The sequence below is a fragment of the Sphingomonas faeni genome (assembly GCF_023195535.1).
In the GTDB taxonomy this organism is placed as follows: domain Bacteria; phylum Pseudomonadota; class Alphaproteobacteria; order Sphingomonadales; family Sphingomonadaceae; genus Sphingomonas; species Sphingomonas faeni_B.
On record NZ_JALPNF010000003.1, the window covers coordinates 216,465 to 232,983 of the forward strand.

The window sequence follows — 16,519 nt, forward strand, 5'->3', positions numbered from 1 at the left end:
CACCCACTCTTCCCGCGGCGCAACAATTACGCTATGGCGCGCGCCAACCCCGTTCCTCGTTTCAAGAGAATACATTCATGAGCCTCCGCAACGTGGCGATCATTGCGCACGTCGATCACGGCAAGACGACGCTGGTCGACCAGCTCTTCCGCCAGTCCGGCACCTTCCGCGACAACCAGCGCGTCGAAGAGCGCGCAATGGATTCGAACGACCTCGAAAAAGAGCGTGGCATCACCATTCTCGCCAAGCCGACCTCGGTCGACTGGACCCCTCCCGGCGAGTCCGAGAGCATCCGCATCAACATCGTCGACACGCCCGGCCACGCCGATTTCGGCGGCGAAGTCGAGCGCATCCTGTCGATGGTCGACGGCGTCGTCCTGCTGGTCGATTCGTCGGAAGGCGCGATGCCGCAGACCAAGTTCGTCACCGGCAAGGCGCTGGCACTCGGCCTGAAGCCGATCGTCGTCGTCAACAAGGTCGATCGTAACGACGCGCGCATCCAGGAAGTGCTCGACGAAGTGTTCGACCTCTTCGTGTCGCTCGACGCGAACGACGACCAGCTCGATTTCCCCGTGCTCTACGCATCGGGCCGCAACGGCTATGCCTCGACCGACATGGACGCGCGCGAAGGCACGCTGATCCCGATGTTCGAGACGATCGTGAAGCACGTGCCGCCTCCCGCCGTGGAAGTCGCCGGCGTGCCGTTCACCTTCCTCGTCACGCTGCTCGACCGCGATCCGTTCCTCGGCCGCGTCCTCACCGGTCGCGTCAATTCGGGTACCGTGAAGACCAACCAGGCGATTCACGCGCTCGATAATGACGGCAAGATCATCGAGACGGGTCGTGCGTCCAAGATCATGTCGTTCCGCGGTCTCGACCGCGTGCCGGTCGACGAAGCCAAGGCCGGCGACATCATCTCGCTCGCAGGGCTTTCGGTGGCCACGGTCGCCGACACGATCGCCGACATCACGGTGACCGAACCGCTGCACGCGCAGCCGATCGATCCCCCCACGCTGTCGATGCGTTTTGCCGTGAACGATTCGCCGATGGCGGGCCGCGAGGGCACCAAGGTGACGTCGCGCATGATCCGCGAGCGCCTGTTCCGCGAAGCCGAGTCGAACGTCGCCGTGAAGGTGACCGAGGCGGCCGACAAGGACAGCTTCGAAGTCGCCGGTCGTGGCGAGCTTCAGCTGGGCGTGCTGATCGAGACGATGCGCCGCGAAGGCTTCGAGCTCGGCATCTCGCGTCCGCGCGTGCTGTTCGGCGAGGACGAGGACGGCAAGAAGACCGAGCCGTACGAGACCGTCATCATCGACGTCGACGAGGAGCATTCGGGCACCGTCGTCGAGAAGATGAACATCCGTAAGGCCGAGATGACCGACATGCGTCCGTCGACCGGTGGCAAGACCCGCATCACCTTCTCGGCGCCGAGCCGCGGGATGATCGGCTATCATGGTGAGTTCCTGTCCGACACGCGCGGCACGGGGATCATGAACCGGCTGTTCGAGAAGTATGGTCCGCACAAGGGCCAGATCGAAGGCCGCAAGAACGGCGTGCTGATCTCGAACGGTTCGGGCGAGGCGAACAACTACGCACTGGGTCCGCTCGAAGAGCGCGGCATCCTGTTCGTGGGCCACGGCGAGGCACTCTATGAGGGCATGATCGTCGGCGAGAACGCCAAGCCGGACGACCTCGAGGTCAACCCGATGAAGACCAAGGCGCTGACCAACTTCCGCGCCTCGGGCGGCAAGGACGACCAAGTCCGCCTGTCCCCGCCGAAGCGTGCGACGCTGGAGCAGGCGATCGCCTACATCGACGACGACGAGATGGTCGAAGTCACGCCGAAGTCGATCCGCCTGCGCAAGCGCTTCCTGGATGCGAACGAGCGCAAGCGGGCTAGCCGGGCTAAGCAGAGCGCGTAAGCCTGACACGGCGAAGCCGGCCAAGCTTACAAGCTCGGCCGGTCTCGCTCAGGCGAGGTCCGACGACGCGGCTTTGCCGCGGCGCGCTGGGCCAGAAATGCAGAAGGGTCGGGGGGAAACCTCCGGCCCTTTTTGTTTGTGCTGAAACCTAGGCGAAGGGGGCCTCCTTCGATCCTCCCCCGCCAGGGGGGGTGGCTGGCGCTTGCCAGTCGGAGGGGGCGGTAAGGGCAACCTCGGTCCCGTGCCCTCCCCCTCCGTCACCTTCGGCGCCACCTCCCCCTGACGGGGGAGGATCGCAAAATCACCCGATCAGCCGCATCACCCGCTTAACCCCGCCACCCGGTGCCCCGACCCGGAACGTGTTCCGCCCCGCCGTCTTCGCCGCGTACAACGCCGCATCCGCCACCGCGAACATCGCCTCCGCATCATAGGCGTAGGCATCGCCCGCCGCCGCGATCCCCGCCGACGCACCAACCCGCAGAATCTCGCCCGCCCACGCGATCGGCATCCGCAGATCGGCCAGTGCCGCAGCGAGTCGCAGTTCGAGCGCCGCGCCCAGCGTTTCTGCGCCGACCAGCACCGCAAACTCGTCGCCACCGATCCGCGCGATCATCGGCGCATCGGGAAACCCCGCCGCCAGCCGCTTCGCCACCACCCGCAGGCACGCATCGCCGGCGGCATGCCCAAATCGGTCGTTGACCTGCTTGAAGCCATCCACGTCGAACAGGATCAGCGCCCCCAGCGGCACGAATCCGGACCCGCCCGCGGGCGCATCGAGGAACCGGCTCTGGAACACCGCGCGGCTCGCAAGCCCGGTCAGCGCGTCATGCTCGGCAAGCTGCCGCATCGCCTCCCAGCGCAGCTTCTCCTCGGTGATGTCCTGCTTGAGCCCATAAAGCCGACGCGCCCGCCCGCCTTCGACCATGACATTGCCGGTCAGTCGCATCCACCGCCGCGTGCCATCGGTCCGAACGATCTCCGCATCGACCGAAAACCGGCCCTGCTTGGCGTCGCCGCTCGTCCCGGCATCCGCAATCGCCTGAGCGCGTGCCCGTTCCATCGTCTCGCGTGATTCCTCGGCGTACATAGAGACGGTCTCGCGCCGATCGACCCGCTTGTCCGCGGGCAGCCCGAAGAGGTCGTAGATCCCTGCGGTCCACAGCAGCGAGGAATCCGCCAGATCGCAGCTCCAGGCTCCCATTCCCGCCAGCGCGAGTGCGCGTTCGATCAGCGCCGCCTTGTCGAATGTTTCTCCAGACGTCGTCGGCGACCAGATATCGATCGTCGTCGTCATGCCTTGAGCCTGTTTCGCCCGCCCCGTTTTGCCATGGCAGGAGAATATTCGCTCAACCGTTAAGAGCGAATGGCGATACAACGAGTTTGGGTGTTAGTTGCTTACAAGGTAGACCGATCACGGTTCGCCCGCCTCAAGCAGCAGTGATCCGCCCGCCGCGCGCCAACATCTCGCCACTCGTGACGATCACGCGGTCGCCGAGCTTCACCTGTCCGAAGATCAGCTTGGCAAACGCGGTCGGCACCCCGACGCAACCATGCGTGGCATATTTCCCCTCCATCAACGCGCTGCCATGGATCGAAATCCCGTCATTGGTAAGCCGCAGCATGTACGGCATCGGCGCGCCGTAGAGGTTCGACACATGATGCGCGTCCTTTTGGGTGATCTTGAACACCCCCAGCGGCGTCGGTTTCTCGTCCGCGCCATAGATCACCGCAGCCGTCCCGATCTCGTACCCGGCGCGAAAAATCGACAAGGTCTGCGCGACCAGATCGACGGTGATTACGATCGGCCCCTCGGGCACGCCTTCCGTATCCCAGTAATAGGCGCCGTGGCGCAGCGGCTCGGGCACATCCAGCACCCGCTTCACGACATACCCCTCGTCCGGCTCCGCCGCGGCGGCGATGACAGGGGCGAAGACAGTCGAAGGTTTAGGGGCAGGCGGCGCGACCTGCGCCTTGACCACCTGCACAGGCGCTTCCGTCGCGCGCACCATCACCGGCGATCCCGACAAGGCCAGCCCGCCGATCAGCACCGCACTTCCGCCAAGAACGGCAAAAGCGATCGCTCGCGTCGTCATGGTTTTGCGCATCCCACAACTCTAGCCGATATTCGTGAACAATACCCAACCGGGTGCACGCGCCTGAGTCCCCGCCCGGGACCCTCTCCCCCAGCTATACCGTGGGTTAACAACCCGTTCCGAACCAGTTCAGGCCGAATCGCCTAGGGCCTGAAACACGGTCGGACACTTATGCGTTTGTCCCAGGCGGACCGGGCGTAATCAGTAACGGAGTTCGGAAGATGAACGGATTTTTGAAGAAGGCAGGTTTGGGGGTAGCCCTTGCAGCGACCGCGCTGACAGCCGCGGTACCGGCCGATGCACAGCGTTGGGGTCGCGGCGGCTATGGTCGCGGCTGGCACGGTCATCGTGGCGGCGGTAACGCAGCCGGCGCAGCCGTACTCGGCGGTATCCTGGGCCTGGGCGTCGGCGCAGCGATCGCCAGCAGCAACAACCGCAACCGCTATTACGACCGCGGTTATTACAATGGTGGCTACTACGCCCCACCGCCGGTGGCCTATTACAACCCGCCGGTACGCACCTACTACCGCGAGGATTATCGTCCGCGGTGCTGGAACGAGTGGCGGGTCGACCCCTATTACGGCGACCGGGTATCGGTGCAGGTCTGCAGCTGATCCGATCGAACGATCGCAGGGAGGCGTCGGGAGGATTCCCGGCGCCTCTTTTGCGTCAGGTGCCTTTTTTCTGGCGCGGGGCGGGCGCTTGCCGCTAGACGCGCGACCATGACCGACACGCCCAACACCCTCGAGACCGAAGCCGCCGCCACCCCGGCCGCAACCGGCGACACGCCCCCCGATCGCCTCTCGATCAACCAGCGCAGCCCGTTCTTCCAGCAGGAGCTGCTCGAGCGCGGCATCGGCATCCGGTTCAAGGACAAGGTCCGCCACGACGTCGAGGAATATTGCATCTCGGAAGGCTGGATTCGAGTCGCGCTCGGCAAGAAGGTGGATCGCAACGGCAATCCCCTGACGCTCAAGCTGGTTGGGCCGGTTGAGGCCTGGTTCGAGCGTCCGGCGGCGACGGACGAAGACGAGGGCTGAGCCAGCCTCCCAAGCAGTCACCGCAGCCAAATTCCGTCACCCCAGCGAAAGCTGGGGTATCCCGGTTGGCGGACGGCGCGACTCCGAACGGGGAGATCCCAGCTTTCGCTGGGATAACGGGGGCGGGGGGAGCCCAGGCTTAGACGTGGCTTAAGCCTCCACGCCCTCCAAAGCCTCACTAGCCTCCAGCCACTTCGCCTCGCTAACCTCCAGCTTCGCATGCACTTCCGCGCGACGCTTGCTCAGATCCCCCATCGACATCCGCGAAAACCGCGGCTCCGCGTTCGCCGGATCGACCATCGCGCGATCCAGAGCGTTACGCTCCTTGGTGAACTTCGCGGTCTGCTCCTCGATCTCGCGCAGAGCCTTCCGCAAAGCCGCGTCGTTGCTCTTCGCCTCGGCCGCGGCCTTCTTGCCCGCCTTCTTGTCGGCTTTCGACGCCGCATCGCCCTTGCCGCCATCGCCCTTCAGGACGAACGCGATGTAATCGTCGAGGCTGCCGTCGAATTCCTTCGCCGTCCCGTCGTCGACCAGCACCAGCCGATCCGCAGTAAGCTCCAGCATGTGCCGGTCATGGCTGACCAGCACGACGGCGCCGGTATAGGCGTTCAGCGCCTGCACCAAAGCCTCGCGCGCATCGACGTCCAGATGGTTGGTAGGCTCATCGAGGATCAGCAGATGCGGCGCATCCCGCGTGATCAAGGCCAGCGCCAGACGCGCGCGTTCGCCGCCCGAAAGCTTGCCGACCCGGGTCGTCGCCTTGTCGCCGGAGAACCCGAACCGCCCCAACTGCGCGCGCACCGCAGCCGGCGTCGCGCCCTTCATCAGATGCGACATATGCTCGATCGGCGAATCGGTCGGATCGAGTTCCTCGACCTGATACTGCGTGAAATACCCCACCTTCATCTTGCCCGACGACGACATCTCGCCGTCCATCGGCGTCAACTGCGCCGCCAGCAGCCGCGCGAGCGTGGTCTTGCCGTTGCCGTTGCGCCCGAGCAGCGCGACCCGGTCATCGGGATCGAGCCGCATGTTGAGCCGCTTCAGGATCGGCACGTCGGCATAGCCCACCGTCGCCATGTCGAGCGTGATCAACGGCGGGCGCAGCTCGGTCGGATTCGGGAAGCCGAACGACAACGTCGGATCGTTATAGCTCTCCGCGATAGGCTGCATCTTCGACAGCATCTTCTGCCGCGACTGTGCCTGCTTCGCGGTCGAGGCGCGCGCGGAATTCTTGGCGATATATTCCTGGAGCTTCTCGCGCTGCACCGCCTGGTTGGCGCGTGCCGCCTCGATCTGCGCAAGCCGCTCGGCACGCTGGCGCTCGAACGCGTCGTAGCCACCCGGATACAGCGTGATCTTGCCGCCCTGCAGATGCAGGATGTGATCGACCACGTTGTTGAGGAAATCGCGCTCGTGGCTGACCACCACGATCGTCGCCTTATAGCCCTTGAGGAAGTCCTCGAGCCACATCACCGCCTCGAGATCGAGATGGTTTGAAGGCTCGTCGAGCAGCAGCAGGTCCGGCTGCGAGAACAGCAGCGCAGCGAGCGCGACGCGCATCTTCCAGCCGCCCGAGAAGCTGTCGAGCGTGCGCGCCTGCATGTCCTCGTCGAAGCCGAGGCCGAGCAGGATCTGCGCGGCGCGTGCGGGCGCGGTGTAGGCGTCGATCGCGATCAACCGCTCGTACACGTCGCCGAGCCGGTCGGGATCCGCGCTCGTCTCGCTCTCGATCATCAGCGCGGCGCGCTCCAGATCGGCTTCGAGCACGGTCTCGAACGGCGTCTTCACGCCGTGCGGCGCTTCCTGCGCGAGGTAGCCGATCCGCGCGCCCTTCGGCATGTCGGCCGAGCCGTCGTCGGGCTCGAGCTGTCCTGCGATCACGCGCACCATCGTCGACTTGCCGGCGCCGTTGCGCCCGATCAGCCCGACGCGCGAGCCCGGCGGCAACGCGGCGGTGGCGCCATCGAGGATAACGCGTCCGCCCAGGCGCACCGTGATATTGTTCAGGTTCAGCATGGGGTTGCCGTTAGCAGATGCAGCATGGTTTTGCGAGGGGAGGGGAAGGGCGCGTATGCAGGTCGATCGCGGGCTGATCCCGGATCCGACGTTCTTTCTGAATCCTCCCCCGCTAGGGGGAGGTGGCGCCGAAGGCGACGGAGGGGGAGGATACGGAACAGCGGCCGTCTCTAACCTCCCCCTCCGTCTGGCAAGCGCCAGCCACCTGCACCTTGCGGGGGAGGATCGAGCGCGGATCCGTCGGTAATATATGCCACCACCCCGGCGGAGGCCGGGGCCCAATTGGGGAACGTCGTTACCGATGGACGGCGCCCCGTTACGACCACCTTTCCAATTGGGCCCCGGCCTCCGCCGGGGTGGTGCTGTGGGTAGGTCAGGTTTCGTCCGAAACGACCGCGTCGGCGCTTTCACCGTTGCCGAGCATCACAGCAGCCCGCCCCCCGACATGAATCCGCACTCCAGAAACCAACCTCGTCTGCACAACCACAGCACCCGGCATGGTCGAGCCAGAACGCGGCACCCCCCGGTGCACCGTCACCCCGTGCAGCACATCAGCCGGCACCGCACCCGAGTCCGCAACATCATCGCGATTCCCATAATGCACCGAAACGCCAGCAACCTGCGCCGCGGCCACCGCCACGCCACCACCGCTCGGCAAACCAACACCCCGAACCCCAGGCTCCACCCCGGCATAAGCCTGCCGAAACGTCAGCGCCCGCTCCAGCGCCCTCTGCCAGCGATAAAACACATGCGCCCCGACCGTCGTAATCCGCGCCAGGCTCGACGCCCACCACGGCAGGATGCTGGTCGTGTGAAACGACGTCGCTGCCCCGACCGGCGCGTAAACGCTTCCGGCAAGCGCCGCCGCAGCAACCGCACGCGCCCGGTCCCAGGCCCCAACCTCCCGCGAACGGTTCATCGAGCCATCGCAGGTGAAGCTGAACTGGCACCCCGTACGCCGCTCCGCGCCCTGATACACGACCCCGCAAACGCTGTTCGGAAAAGCCCGGTCACGCACCCGGTTCAACACCACCTGCGCCACCGCCCGCTGGCCATCCTCCGATTGCGACCGTGCCTCGTAATACACGGCGGCGGTCAGGCAGTCGGCCGCACGGCTCGCGTCATCGACCGACTGTGAGGTTAGAAAGGGCGGTGCAACCGAAGGAGCCGCTGCCGCAAACGATGCATCAGGCGCAGCCGTTGCAATCTTCGCCGAGATGTCGTCCGGCACATGCAACGCCATCCGGCTCAGTAGCGCGCGGGAGTTCCGCTCGGGCTGGACCCGCGCAATTGCCGCGGGTCGATCCGCTGGCACGCACGACGTCGCCATCACCAACGCAGGCAGGCTAATCAACGCATGCGGATACAGGCCGTAACCCGACGTCTTCATCCCCCCGGTCTAGGCCGAGGGGTTTAGGGACTGGTTAATGGGGTGCGCTCACTAACGAAGCGGACCCCCGTCATCCCGACGAAAGTCGGGACCTCGTACGGCAAGGGCACCCTTGGAACGGCGAGGTCCCGGCTTTCGCCGGGATGACGGGTGGCCCTAACTTGTCGCGCGCTTGAGATCGGGAAGCGTCAGCCTCAATGAACGAACCGCGCCACCACATCGCGATACGACCGCGAAACCTTCACGCTCGCCCCCGAGTTCAGCACCAGGAAGCATTCGCCATTGGTATGCGGCTTGACCTGCTTCACCAGGTCAAGGTTCACGATCGTCGACCGATGCACGCGCTGGAACCGCCTTGGATCCAACCGCTTCTCCAGATCCTTCATAGTCTCACGCAGGATCAGCGTGTTGTCGCCGGTATAGATGCACATGTAATCGCCGGCCGCGTCGATCCGCTCGATCGTGTCGACATCGACGCGGAAGATCTGCCCGCGATCCTTGATGTTGATGAGCTTTTCGAAGCGGTTCGCCGACACCGCATCGCCGTCCGGCATGTCCGCCGCCGCATCCGGCGCGACATCGGCGAGCACTTCGCGCAACCGATCGACCTCCTCGACCCCGCGCTTTTCGGACAGTCGCTGCCGAACCCGCTCGATAGTATCGGCCAGCCGCGATTCCTCGACCGGCTTCATCAGATAATCGACCGCCTGCGCCTCGAACGCCCGCAAGGCATGATCCGAATACGCGGTGACGAACACGAACAGCGGCGGCTCGACCTCCATCAGGCCCTGCACGACGGAGAACCCGTCGAACCCCGGCATCTGGATATCGAGGAAGACCAGGTCGGGCTTGTGCGTCTTGATCGCGCGAATCGCCTCGCGGCCGTTCGAGCATTTTTCAATGATCTCGACGTCTTCATGGGCCTGGAGTCGGAGTTCCAGCCCCTGGATCGCCAGCGGCTCGTCGTCGACGAGAATGGTACGGATGGTCATGCGGCCTCTCTGTTCACGTCTTCAAGCTGATACGGAATTTCGATCTCGACCGAGAATCCGCCAGCGGGCGTGGAGCGCGTTTCGAAACGATGGTCGGGCCCATATGCCTGAGCCAACCTGTCTCTAATATTAGCGAGCCCGACGCCTGTCGAATGGCTTGACCCGATCCGCCCCTCGATCAAGCCCGGACCCGTGTCGGATACGGCGATCTGCACGCGTTCCCCGGCGAGCCGCACTTCGACGCAGATATCGGCGCCTTCTTCCTGCGGGGTGACGGCGTATTTGATCGCGTTTTCGACCAAAGGTTGCAGCAGCAGCGAGGGCAGCCGGGCGCGTTCGGCGCGCGGATCGATGTCGAATTTGGGTCGCATCCGATCTTCGAAGCGCATCTTCTCGATCTCCAGATACAGCTTCAGCTGGTCCACCTCCTGCGCGACGGTAACGTGCGCGGTCGGCTCGTTGGCCAGCGTATAGCGCAGGAACGACGACAGCCGGCTCAGCATCGCATTCGCCCGTTCGGTCTGTTTCAGCAGCACCAGCGTCGAGATCGAGTTCAACGTGTTGAACAGGAAATGCGGGTTCAGCTGATAGCGCAGCATCGCCAGCTGCGCCGACGACGCCTGGTTCTCGAGATGCTCCATCTGGTCGATCTGTTGCTCGACGATCAGGTAGAAGTTGATTCCGAAATACAGCGCCGACCAGCCGAACAGCACCGTGAAGGTGACATACACAGAGCCGAGTAATCGCGTCAGTGTCACCCCTGGCGTCGCGGTCGCGATGAACGAGAAGGTGAACGCGTCGAGCACCGCGTACAGGAACGTCGCTGCGGCGAGGGTCGCGATCGTCAGGAAGATCCCGACCAGCCGGTTCATCTGGCGATACTGGCCGTACATCGTCGAGAGCAGCAGCGTGATGCAATAGCCGACAATCGCCTCGACGATCACCGGGATCACCCCGTCGAGCGACAGCCCGTTCGAGATCGACACCACCCCGCGCAACAGCAGGTACCCGCTCCACCCGACCGCCTGCAGGATCCAGAACGCGCGCGCCTTGTTCTCGAAGAACGGTCGCGCGGTGAAGGGCAGGCGCCGGGTTTGGCCGGGGAGCGGGGCAGGAGAGTGAGCCATCGGCCTGCGGTCTTACACGCGGGCGGCGATGTGCGCAAAAGCGAGCGTCACGGACAGGATGCGGTCTCGAACGAAAAAGGCCGCCGCTCCCCGAAAGGAACGGCGGCCTGGATCGACCCGATGGCTGGCGTGATGCTTAGAACGTGAAGCGTGCGCCGATACGGATCAGGTAGAGCGAACCGTTGAACACCGGCGAAACTGCGGTGCTCGGTTCGCGGAACGACGAGTAGCGATACTGCGCACATGCCTGACCAGCATTGGTGGCGGCAACACCCGTGGTCCCGGTCGGCGTTGCGGCAGCAAGGCACTGCACCTGCACCACCGAAGCGGTCGATGGGAAGGCGAGCTGGCGCAGACCACCCCATTTGCTGTTGAGCAGGTTCGGAAGGTTCTCGATATCACCGAAGATCGTCACGCGCGATCCGCCGAGAAAGGTCGGAACCTGCTGTTCGAGATGAAGATCGATACGCGTGAAGGCGCGGCTACGTGCGATGTTGCGGTTCGCGATCTTGCCGCGATAATCCTTCAGCTCGGTGCTATTGATCAGACCCTCGAGCGAAGTCCGCGTTGCTTCGCTGTCATAGCTGACGATCGGATCGCTTGCGCCGGTCGGCACGTACAGCAGATAGCGACCGTTGTTCGACAACGTGCCGAACACTGCGCTCCGCGTGCTGGTGCCACCGGTCTGATCGATCATCGTGAAGCTGTAGTTGCGACCTGCACGCGTCTCGCCGAATAGCTGGATCGCGGTACGATAGTCGCCAAAGAACGCGTGATCGAAGCCGATGTTATACTTGAACGCCCAGCGGGTCTCGTCGTTCGACCGGCCATATGCCGCGAAGTTCGGATCGAGCATCGCCGCATTGCCATAGTTGGACAGTGCGGTCGACGACGTGGCCGGCGTCGCGTCCTTCACGTCCTGCCAAGTGTAACTGCCGCCAAGCGACAGGCCCCAGTCGAAGGTCTTGGAGGCACGAACGTCCCACACATGACCGCGGCCGCGGCTGGTGTTCCCCAGCACGATATCCGTGTTCGGATCGACGACGCTGATCCCGCCGGCGTTGGTCCGCGCGCCATACCGTGGACGGCCATCGGGCAGGCGGCCGATCACCACTGAGCGGGCGTCGCTGAACTGAACCTGCTGGATGACCTTCGAGTAGATATAGTCTGCGCCGAACTCGATTCCGAACAGATCATAATCTGCGGAGAACGTCGCCTTCAGCGTTGAAGGAATATCGAAGCTCGGGTCGATCGCATTGACCGGGGCCGTGCTAAGCGAACCAACGTTGGTCGACAGATAATTCGCGAGCGCCGTCGGAATTGCGCTGCCGTTGACGTTGTTGAGCGCGGCATCACCTACAGCGACCGGCTGGTTGTAGGCCGACGCGCCGCTCAGGGTCCGGTTGACGGTCACGGAGTTGGTCACGATGCCGGTGTTCGAGAAGCTGTTCGACAGGTACACGTCAGGTGCGCCGCCTGCGAAGATGCCGGCACCGCCACGCAGCTTCAGACGCGAGATCGGCGGCTTGAAGTCGAAGCTGATACGCGGCTGGAACGCGCCCAGGCCCTTGAAGTTCTTGGTGTTCGCAAAACCGACGCGGTTCTGGAAGTTGGCGTTATACGGGATGCGGCTCTGCATGTCGTACAGGTCGTAGCGCGCGCCATAGGTCAGGTTCAGCGTATCGCTGACGCGCCAATTGTCCTGCACGCCGAAGGTGTACTGCTGATACCCGAAGTCCGCTGCGGCATCGTCGGTGTTGAGCGACACGGCGTCCTGATAGACGACCTGGTTCGCGCGACGGGCCTGGAAATCGGCAAGCGAGTCGAAATAATACGCGCCGGCGGAATTCTGCAGGAAGAGGTTCTTGATCGTCACGCGCGAGAATTCGCCGAGCAGGCGAATGCTGTGGTCGCCGACCGTGACATTGGCCAACGCCGACCCACCGAATGTTTCGGTCGCGAAGGTGTTCGACTGGCTCGAGGCATCCGGTCCGAAGGCGATGACCGGGGTGCCGGTGCTGCACGACTGGGCCTGGCCGCCAGTGCCGACTGAGGTTGGGTCGAGGCAGACACGGAACTGTGCAAAATCATTGCCGCGCAGCGGATCGCGCGTGCGGGTATACTTCTTGTACGTACCACGGACTTCGGTCGAGAACGTGTCGGACCAGTCCGAGTTCAGCTGCGCGATACCGGCGCGGAGCAATTCGCCGAGTTCATAGCCGTTCGAGTCGAGCGAGAAGCCCGGTGTCGTGACCGACTGCGAGTTGCTGCCGCTGACGACGAACGAGTCGAACGCGTTGACGTAGGACAGTGCGAGCTTCTGGCCATCGGTGATGTTCCAGTCGAGCTTGCCGACGATCTTCTCGTCCTTCTGCCGCGCAATCGACAGGATCTCGCCCGCGTCATAGCCATAGACCGACTGGGCGATGTTGGCGACGTTGTCGACCTGTGCCGTCGTCAGGAAGCTGCCCTGGCCGAATGGCACCTGCGCCGGCGAAGCGACCGTCAGCGGGCGCGCTTCGGTGTTGCGCTCGGCAGAGACCATGAAGAACAGCTTGTCCTTGATGATCGGGCCCGACAGCGTCGCACCGTAGGTTTCGGATTTGAAGCTCGTCGCAGGACGCGTGAACGACCCGATCTTCTCGCCGTACAGGCCATCGGTGTTCTGCGAATAGAAGCCGGTGCCGTGAAAATCATTGGTGCCCGAGGCGAGCGTCGCGTCGATCGCGCCGCCCTGGAAATTGCCCTGGCGGAAATCATACGGTGCGATCGAGACCGAGACCTGCGCGATGGCGTCGAAGGGGATCGGGCCGCGCGCGGTCGGGCTGGCGTCGGGATTCAGGCCGAAATTGTCGCTGACCGACACGCCGTTGATCGAGAAGCGGTTGAAGCGCGGGTTGCTGCCGGCGAACGACACGGCGCGGCTGTTCGACAGGTCGAGCGTGGCGAAGGGGTCACGGCGCTGGATGTCGCGGATGTCGCGGTTGACCGATGCGACCTTGCTGATGTCGCGCGCGCTGAGCACCGTCTGCGGGCCGTCCGACGACGTGCCGGCGCCGAGGATCGACGATGCGGTGACGACGATCTCGTCGCTGGTGGCGTCGCCGCCTGCCGCGAGTTCGATCGGCAGGTCGAAGGGCTGGCCGACGACGGTGAAGATGTCGGTGACGCTGGTGCTGCCCTGCGCCGACGTGACGTCGACGGTGAACGGACCGCCCGAGCGCAGGCCGGTGACGACGAACGTCCCGCTGGCATCGGTCGTCGCGGTCGACCGCGTACCCGATGGAACGTTGGTGATGACGACGGTGGCGCCGTTGACGGGCGCGCCGGCGGACTGCACCGAACCGCGAATCGTCGCCGTGGTATCCTGTGCCATGGCGGCGGCAGGTGCGACGAGCGCAACGACTGCCACACCCAGGAAAAGGTTGTTCCGCATCAGTAATTACCCCTTTTGAGCCGCGGCTCTGATTTCGCGACTTCATGTCGTGTTAATCCGGCCCTGCACGGGGAATATTTCGGATATGTGACATTGGCGAGTCCGGAAGTGTCACAGACACACTCGGTCATGCCGCGTTGCAAAAAAGCCACGCAGCCAAACCGTTTCGGACCCGATGGAACCGATGCCATCCGGCCCCACCCAAACCGCCTCAGCTCGCGGCGACGATCTCGGCCCACTCGGCCTCGGTGATCACCCGGATCCCGAGTTCGGTGGCTTTCTTCAGTTTCGAGCCGGCGCCGGGGCCGGCGATGACGAGCCCGGTCTTGCTCGATACCGACGCGGCGACGCGCGCGCCCAAAGCCTCCGCCTGCGCCTTGGCCTCGTCGCGGCTGAGCGTTTCGAGGCTGCCGGTGAAGACGAGGATCCGTCCGGTCACCGGCGATTCGCGGGTCTCGTGGACGACGTCCGCGGGCGTCACTTCGCGCAACAGGTCGAACACGACTCGGCGGTTATGCGGTTCGGCGCAGAAGCCGACGATGGCGCTGGCGACTTCGGGGCCGATCCCCGCAGTCTCGATAGCACCGACCAGGAGCTTGTCGCGACGAAGCACGAATTTGCGCTCGGGTTCGCCGATCACGGGTTCGATCCGACTGCGCAGGAACACCGCGTGACGCAACACCGAGCCCAGCGCCTTGGCCGACACATAGCGTCGCGCAAGGTCACGCGCGGTGATCTCGCCGACGTGGCGGATGCCGAGCGAGAACAGGAACCGGTCGAGCGGGATGGTCCGCTTGGTCTCGATCGCCGCGATCACCTTCGCCGCCCACACGCGCCCGTCCTTCTTCCGCGCGGCGAGCTGCTCCTCGGTCAGCCGGAAGATGTCGGCGGGCGACTCGATCAGCCCGTCGCGGAAGAACGCCTCGATCAGCGTCTGGCCGAGCCCGCCGATGTCGAACGCGTGGCGCGAGGCGAAGTGGATCAGCCGCTCGACCCGCTGCGCCGGGCAGATCAGCCCGCCGGTGCAGCGATAGACGACCTCGCCCTCCTCGCGCTCGGCGGCCGACGCGCATTCGGGGCAGGTGTGGGGGAAGATCCAAGCGTCGCGCTCGGCGTCCGGGGTGAGGTTCTCGACGATTTGCGGGATCACGTCCCCGGCGCGCTGGACGAGAACGCGGTCGCCCGGCCGCACGCCGAGCCGCTCGATCTCGTCGGCATTGTGGAGGGTCGCGTTGGTGACGACGACGCCGCCGACGGTCACGGGAGAGAGGCGCGCAACGGGCGTCATCGCGCCGGTCCGGCCGACCTGAATGTCGATCCGTTCGAGCAACGTCTGCGCGCGCTCGGCGGGGAATTTGTGCGCGATCGCCCAGCGTGGGGCTTTGGCGACCTGACCCAGCCGCGCCTGCCAGTCTAGCCGATCGACCTTGTAGACCACGCCATCGATGTCGAACGGCAGGTCGGCGCGCTCGGCCTCGATACGCCGATACACGTCGAGCGCCGCCGCCGTCCCTTCGACCCGCGCGAACCCTTCGGCGATCGGGAAGCCCCAGCCGCGCAGCGTGTCGACGACCTCGGCCTGGGTATCACCCGGCACGACGCTGGCTTCGCCCCAGCCGTGCGCCAGGAACCGGAGCGTCCGGCTCGCGGTCACGCTTGCATCCTTCTGCCGCAGCGATCCGGCGGCAGCGTTGCGCGGATTGGCGAACTGCCGCGCCTCCTTGCCCGTATCCTCGGCCTCGGCGAGAAGGCGCGCATTGAGCGCGGCGAAGTCGTCCTTCGCCATATACACCTCGCCCCGAACCTCGAAGATCGCAGGGATGCCCTCCCTCTCGTGTTCTCCCGCGAAGGCGGGAGCCCAGTCTGGACTCCCGCCTTCGCGGGAGAACAAGGTTGTGGGGATGTCGCTTATAGTGCGGACATTGGCGGTGACGTCCTCGCCGACCTGTCCGTCACCCCGGGTAAGCGCCTGCACGAGCCGCCCGTCCTCATACCGCAGCGAACACGACAGCCCGTCGATCTTCGGCTCCGCGGTCAGCGCCACCGGCACTTCCTCCGCCAGCTTCAGGAAGCGGCGCACACGCGCGACGAACTCCTCGACCTCCTCGTCCGCGAACGCGTTGTCGAGGCTCATCATCGCCTTGGCATGCGCGACCTTGGCCAGATGCCCGGCGGGTGCCGCGCCCACAGTCCGGCTCGGCGAATCGTTCCGAACCGCCCCCGGAAACGCCGCCTCGATCGCCGCATTGCGCCGCACCAGTGAGTCATACGCGGCATCGCTGATCTCGGGCGCGTCGTCGGTATGATAGCGGGCGTTGTGATACGTGATCTGCGCGGCGAGCGTCTCCAGCTCGGCGGCGGCTTCGGTCTCGGTCGCGGGAAGGTCGGTCATCGCGCCGGGTTAGGGGAGGGGGGCGTCTTTCGACAAGACCTGGATCAAGATGGCGTGAACATTCGCGCGACTTGCGCGCTGACATTCCAAGACAATCTTTCCGGGAAG

General features: G+C 64.9%; 11 protein-coding genes. 3 read left to right on the forward strand and 8 right to left on the reverse strand.

The window, feature by feature from the left end; all coding sequences use genetic code 11:
- Nucleotides 1-77: 77 nt before the first annotated feature.
- Nucleotides 78-1,922: a translational GTPase TypA gene (gene typA, locus SPHN_RS08210; RefSeq protein WP_056674093.1), complete on the forward strand. Its 1,845-nt coding sequence runs from the start codon at nucleotides 78-80 to the stop codon at nucleotides 1,920-1,922.
- A 301-nt stretch (nucleotides 1,923-2,223) separates the two neighbouring features.
- On the opposite strand, the gene SPHN_RS08215 is transcribed toward typA, so the two are convergent.
- Together SPHN_RS08215 and SPHN_RS08220 are read right to left on the reverse strand one after the other, a co-directional pair.
- Nucleotides 2,224-3,216 carry a GGDEF domain-containing protein gene (locus tag SPHN_RS08215; protein ID WP_248522653.1) on the reverse strand — a complete coding sequence of 331 codons (993 nt, stop codon included), beginning with the start codon at nucleotides 3,214-3,216 and terminating at the stop codon, nucleotides 2,224-2,226.
- Nucleotides 3,217-3,349: 133 nt separating this feature from the next.
- Entirely contained in the window at nucleotides 3,350-4,027 is a 678-nt protein-coding gene (locus SPHN_RS08220; protein ID WP_248522654.1) for a L,D-transpeptidase family protein, read from the reverse strand.
- Nucleotides 4,028-4,236: 209 nt separating this feature from the next.
- Between SPHN_RS08220 and SPHN_RS08225 the strand changes: the two genes are divergently transcribed.
- A complete protein-coding gene (locus SPHN_RS08225) occupies nucleotides 4,237-4,629 on the forward strand; it encodes a hypothetical protein (protein ID WP_248522655.1) in 393 nt (130 codons plus the stop codon).
- Nucleotides 4,630-4,737: 108 nt separating this feature from the next.
- Nucleotides 4,738-5,055, forward strand: coding sequence for a DUF3297 family protein (locus SPHN_RS08230; RefSeq protein ID WP_248522656.1), 318 nt, complete (start codon nucleotides 4,738-4,740; stop codon nucleotides 5,053-5,055).
- Nucleotides 5,056-5,205: 150 nt separating this feature from the next.
- Here SPHN_RS08230 and SPHN_RS08235 read toward each other — a convergent pair whose 3' ends face one another.
- The 6 genes from SPHN_RS08235 to ligA all read right to left on the reverse strand — a co-directional run bounded on the left by SPHN_RS08235 (nucleotide 5,206) and on the right by ligA (nucleotide 16,411).
- Nucleotides 5,206-7,074 (reverse strand): ABC-F family ATP-binding cassette domain-containing protein, encoded by a 1,869-nt coding sequence (locus SPHN_RS08235; RefSeq protein ID WP_248522657.1) that lies wholly within the window; start codon nucleotides 7,072-7,074, stop codon nucleotides 5,206-5,208.
- Between the two features lie 373 nt (nucleotides 7,075-7,447).
- Entirely contained in the window at nucleotides 7,448-8,464 is a 1,017-nt protein-coding gene (locus tag SPHN_RS08240; protein ID WP_248522658.1) for a cell wall hydrolase, read from the reverse strand.
- Nucleotides 8,465-8,658: 194 nt separating this feature from the next.
- Nucleotides 8,659-9,456, reverse strand: a complete 798-nt coding sequence (locus tag SPHN_RS08245) for a LytR/AlgR family response regulator transcription factor (protein WP_031393111.1) — start codon at nucleotides 9,454-9,456, stop codon at nucleotides 8,659-8,661.
- Nucleotides 9,453-10,583 (reverse strand): sensor histidine kinase, encoded by a 1,131-nt coding sequence (locus SPHN_RS08250; RefSeq protein ID WP_248522659.1) that lies wholly within the window; start codon nucleotides 10,581-10,583, stop codon nucleotides 9,453-9,455. Before SPHN_RS08250 ends, SPHN_RS08245 begins: the two co-directional genes overlap by 4 nt.
- A gap of 136 nt (nucleotides 10,584-10,719) precedes the next feature.
- Nucleotides 10,720-14,019 carry a TonB-dependent receptor gene (locus SPHN_RS08255; RefSeq protein WP_248522660.1) on the reverse strand — a complete coding sequence of 1,100 codons (3,300 nt, stop codon included), beginning with the start codon at nucleotides 14,017-14,019 and terminating at the stop codon, nucleotides 10,720-10,722.
- A gap of 211 nt (nucleotides 14,020-14,230) precedes the next feature.
- Nucleotides 14,231-16,411 (reverse strand): NAD-dependent DNA ligase LigA, encoded by a 2,181-nt coding sequence (gene ligA, locus SPHN_RS08260; RefSeq protein ID WP_248522661.1) that lies wholly within the window; start codon nucleotides 16,409-16,411, stop codon nucleotides 14,231-14,233.
- Nucleotides 16,412-16,519: the final 108 nt, after the last annotated feature.

Excerpts from the sequence above, each read along its gene's own strand:
- typA (WP_056674093.1), top strand. The coding sequence starts at position 78 with ATGAGCCTCCGCAACGTGGCGATCATTGCGCACGTCGATCACGGCAAG.
- SPHN_RS08215 (WP_248522653.1), bottom strand. The coding sequence starts at position 3,216 with ATGACGACGACGATCGATATCTGGTCGCCGACGACGTCTGGAGAAACA.
- SPHN_RS08220 (WP_248522654.1), bottom strand. The coding sequence starts at position 4,027 with ATGCGCAAAACCATGACGACGCGAGCGATCGCTTTTGCCGTTCTTGGC.
- SPHN_RS08225 (WP_248522655.1), top strand. The coding sequence starts at position 4,237 with ATGAACGGATTTTTGAAGAAGGCAGGTTTGGGGGTAGCCCTTGCAGCG.
- SPHN_RS08230 (WP_248522656.1), top strand. The coding sequence starts at position 4,738 with ATGACCGACACGCCCAACACCCTCGAGACCGAAGCCGCCGCCACCCCG.
- SPHN_RS08235 (WP_248522657.1), bottom strand. The coding sequence starts at position 7,074 with ATGCTGAACCTGAACAATATCACGGTGCGCCTGGGCGGACGCGTTATC.
- SPHN_RS08240 (WP_248522658.1), bottom strand. The coding sequence starts at position 8,464 with ATGAAGACGTCGGGTTACGGCCTGTATCCGCATGCGTTGATTAGCCTG.
- SPHN_RS08245 (WP_031393111.1), bottom strand. The coding sequence starts at position 9,456 with ATGACCATCCGTACCATTCTCGTCGACGACGAGCCGCTGGCGATCCAG.
- SPHN_RS08250 (WP_248522659.1), bottom strand. The coding sequence starts at position 10,583 with ATGGCTCACTCTCCTGCCCCGCTCCCCGGCCAAACCCGGCGCCTGCCC.
- SPHN_RS08255 (WP_248522660.1), bottom strand. The coding sequence starts at position 14,019 with ATGCGGAACAACCTTTTCCTGGGTGTGGCAGTCGTTGCGCTCGTCGCA.
- ligA (WP_248522661.1), bottom strand. The coding sequence starts at position 16,411 with ATGACCGACCTTCCCGCGACCGAGACCGAAGCCGCCGCCGAGCTGGAG.